The following is a 2,248-nucleotide window of genomic DNA, read 5'->3' on the forward strand; positions in this document are numbered from 1 at the left end:
AGTCAGCGCCGTGCGCTCCTTGAAGGGGGTGAACGTCAGGTCGAGCCGGCCGGCGTCGTCGCTGAAATGCCAGGGGCGCATGAAATCGCCGGAGCGGTAGTCGAAACGCACCGCGCCCAGCTTGTGGACGCGTCCATCCACGATGACGGCGTTCTCCGTGGCCCGGCTCAGGTCGCCGAACCCCTGGCCCAGGTTCAAGCCCACCGTCCGGCCGTCGGGCAGGAAGCCGGACGCGCTGGCCCAATTCCAGAAGCTGCAATATTCCCACACCCCGCGCCCCCAATCGAGCGCGCCGAGGCAACTGTCGGGCCGCAATGTCTCCACCACGTCGCCGTACCGCACCCACCCTTCGGCCGGCAGGCAGTTAATCTTGGTGTTGTAGTAGAAGCGCCGCTGGCCGATGGGGATGACGATGGTCATCGACTCATGCCCCGGCGGGACGCGCAGCCGCGCCTCGACGCGCAGGCCGCGCCCGTCATGGAAGCCAGGCCACTCCACGAAGACGCGGCGCTCGTCCGGCCCGGCTGTGAAGCGCAGCGACACCCGGCCGTTGTCGAACGCCGTCTCCCCTTCCGGGCTATTGCGCGCCAGCCGCACGCCGCGCCCCAGCGGAATGACCAGCCCCTCCTCATACAGCTCGCCGGAAGTGAAGTCCACGGTATAGGCGAAAATGTTGGCCGCGTAGCCCAGATCGGCGACGGTGGCCGAGAAGAAGCGGCCGGGCGTGAACAGGGCATAGTAGTCCCAACGCTTCACGCGAAAGCGCTGGAACAGGCCCAGGGGGTAGAAGCGAGCCTTCTCCAGGTTACAATCCAGCAGCGGCCGGCGCGCCCAGCCAATTTGCGCCAGCCGGCCGCGCCCGTCCAATAGCGGGCCGGGTTCGCTGAGTTCTGTTTGCATAGATCTACCTTGTAGCGCGGGATGGTATCCCGCCTCTTCGCGCCCCCAGACGCGAAATACCATCCCGCGCTTCAACCAACTAACGATTCAATGCCGACAACAGATACCTCACCCGCTGAACGAACTCCCCAGGCGGCAGCACTGTTACGTTGGAATGACCCGGCCGGTAATGACGCGTGTTGAAGGTAACCAGCCAGGGGCACTCGTGTTGCACGGCAGCCAGCAGGATGGGCAAATCGCCCGGGTCGGCGGTTCCCCGGAACTGCTCCACCTCTTCGGCCGTCGGGCCGGGCACAACGGTCAGGCAGCGGGCGACCAGTAGGCGAAAAGCGGGTAACGCGACGGGCAGCTTGGCCGCCAGATTGCGTTCTGCCTCGATGATCACCTGTTCTGAAGCCAGGGCGTCAAGCAAAGTAATCTCTGCCATTCGCAAGATGGTCAGGCTGGCGCCATGCTCCGACGGCGAGGCGGCCCCGGCAAAGAGCACGTCGGCATCAATAAACACTCGTGGTTTCGGTGGTCTACTGGCCGCCATAGGTTTCGGCGACGTACCGCGCTCGCTCTTCACGTAGCGCGCGCAATAATTCGGCCGTATCTAGCCCGGCGTCGACTCGCGCCCGTTCGATCTCGCGCGCTAACTCGGGAACCATCGGCGTCATCGGCGTCAACACGAAAATGCCATCCAGGTCCAGAATGCGAAAGGTATCGCCCGGTTCTATCCCGTAGCGCTCGCGTAGGCTGGCCGGCAAGGTCAGATTGCCTCGCTGTCGAACTTGTACCGTCGCGTCCATCGCCGCACCTCCGATAACTGAATAACGGTATTGTCAGAATTTCAGTCATGAAGAGTATAGAGCAGCCTCGCCGTCTTTTCAACGTCGCTGGCCAGGGCCGATAGGTTTTACGCACCCATCCTGGCCGCAACTGAAGAGGCAGCCTCCAACAGACTACCCGCCACTTGCCGCCCGCCGCCTGCCACCCGCCGCCTCCAATACCGCCAACACCCGCTCCCCTGCTCCTACCCACGTAAACCGCCGCACGTTGGCATACCCCCGCTCCACCAGCGCCCGCCGCAGCGCCTCGTCGCCCGCCACGCGCCCCATCGCCGCCGCCAGCGCTGCCCCATCCAGTGGATTCACCAGCAGCGCCCCCTCCCCCGCCACCTCCGGCAGCGAACTGCCGTTGGCGCACACCACCGCCGTCCCACACGCCTGCGCCTCCAGCACGGGGAAGCCGAACCCCTCATAGAGCGACGGCAAGACCAGCGCCGTCGCCCCCGACAGCAGCGCTGCCTTGTCGGGGTCGGCAATATAGCCGGGCAGGTGCACGCGCCCGGCGACGGCGGACGGCA

Annotated in this window: 4 protein-coding genes; all 4 read right to left on the reverse strand. The window is 65.5% G+C overall.

The genetic code is table 11. The features are described from left to right. A partial coding sequence (locus tag ACE3UY_RS13490) for a DUF2804 domain-containing protein (protein ID WP_374688029.1) occupies nucleotides 1–900 on the reverse strand: 900 nt, incomplete at its 3' end. 79 nt (nucleotides 901–979) lie between these two features. Continuing rightward, nucleotides 980–1,405, reverse strand: a complete 426-nt coding sequence (locus tag ACE3UY_RS13495; protein WP_374688030.1) for a PIN domain-containing protein — start codon at nucleotides 1,403–1,405, stop codon at nucleotides 980–982. A gap of 16 nt (nucleotides 1,406–1,421) precedes the next feature. Next, entirely contained in the window at nucleotides 1,422–1,691 is a 270-nt protein-coding gene (locus ACE3UY_RS13500; RefSeq protein WP_374688031.1) for an AbrB/MazE/SpoVT family DNA-binding domain-containing protein, read from the reverse strand. A gap of 153 nt (nucleotides 1,692–1,844) precedes the next feature. After that, nucleotides 1,845–2,248: glycosyltransferase (locus ACE3UY_RS13505; RefSeq protein ID WP_374688032.1), on the reverse strand; the 404-nt coding region annotated here is incomplete at its 5' end.

It is taken from the genome of Promineifilum sp. (SeqCode), from assembly GCF_041918635.1.
Classification (GTDB): Bacteria; Chloroflexota; Anaerolineae; order Promineifilales; family Promineifilaceae; genus Promineifilum.

Coding starts and splice junctions, on each gene's coding strand:
- ACE3UY_RS13500 (WP_374688031.1), bottom strand. CDS start 1,691: ATGGACGCGACGGTACAAGTTCGACAGCGAGGCAATCTGACCTTGCCG.